This is a genomic window from Gordonia sputi NBRC 100414, from assembly GCF_000248055.1.
GTDB classification, from domain to species: Bacteria; Actinomycetota; Actinomycetes; order Mycobacteriales; family Mycobacteriaceae; genus Gordonia; species Gordonia sputi.
Window position 1 is genome coordinate 1 of record NZ_BAFC01000061.1, and the last position, 1,264, is coordinate 1,264.

1 protein-coding gene is annotated in these 1,264 nt (G+C 66.1%); it reads right to left on the minus strand.

The features are described 5' to 3' along the window. Window positions 1-183 precede the first annotated feature (183 nt). The coding region (locus tag GOSPT_RS10390; protein WP_005205847.1) for a hypothetical protein at window positions 184-1,264 on the minus strand (1,081 nt) is incomplete at its 5' end.

The window sequence follows — 1,264 nt, forward strand, 5'->3', positions numbered from 1 at the left end:
CGGATCCCGGATCGACAGGTACAACAGCGCCCGCCCGCACACCCGCCTCGGCAACGCCCCACCCGCCGAGTACGAGGCAGCGCACTGCGCTGAGCCCACCAAGTCATCGCGACCGGCAATGACACCTGCATAGACGTGGCATCAACGCGTAGATGTTTCAGTTTCTTCTGTGCTGGGGCTGTGTCAGGTGCTGGACCGGGTGTAGGCAGCGGCGCGCACCACATCGTCGTCCTCCAGGCCAGCTCCTAGTGCTCCGCCCACGGTGGCCAGGCTGGCGGTGAGCCAGCTGATCTTCGCGTAGTCCAAAGCGTTCACTGGGTGACCGGCGATACCGGCCAGTACCTGCTCGTCGATGAGCAGCAGCGCGCCGACCCAGGACAGGATGAATAAGCCGAGGTAGAACACCACAACCCCGATGGCCACGGTCGCGGTGGTGGCCAAATTGAACAGGATCACCTGCTCACGTTGGGCTCGCCGCCGTGGGCGCTCCCACAAGTCGGCTCCCAGGATCAGGGTGGCACTCACCGCCCCGATCGCCATCACCGCCAGCAGGACCAGGCGCACCGGCCCGTAGGCCATGGCCAGTACCCATAGGTCCGAGGCCACCAATGTCAGCATGCCGGTGGCCGCTGCCACGACCATCGCCCGGGAGAGCCGGGCCACGAAGGCCCAAGGCTGGTTGGCGCGGATCATGCCCAGCAGCAACCGCACGTTGCCGCTCAGCACTCGGGCCGTGAACTGCACGACGTTGTCGTCCGGGCGTTCGTCGAGATCGGTGGACAGCTGGTGGGCTCTTCGAGCAAGATCCCGCTGGGCGTTGAGGTCTTCGGCGTCGTAGCCCAGGAGCTGCCCGACCACGTGCACGGTGGTCTCTTGCACCTTCTGCCGCACGTGCACGGCTCCCAGGGTTGGGACGGAGACCAGTCCTACCCCGTGCACGGGGCTGAGCTGGGTGAGCACCGGACGTCGGCCGGTCTTCAGGGGGATCTCGGTGAGCACCACGGCCAAATCCCAGTTCTCCTCCAGCACGCGGTTTCGGGCCGCCTCCAGCAGGTCCAAGGTCTCGGTGGGTGGATCGACCAGCCGGTCTTCGGCCATCTTCAGTTGCCAGCGCACTCCCGGATACCGCTGCACCAAAATCTTGCGCACCGAGGTGGTGACCTCGGGGCCGAGCATCGCACTCAGGGATGGTGAGACCACCAGGCCGATGAGCAGCTCGGCATCGGAAAGGGGTTCGGCAGGATCGGCGGTGGATCGGCAACGC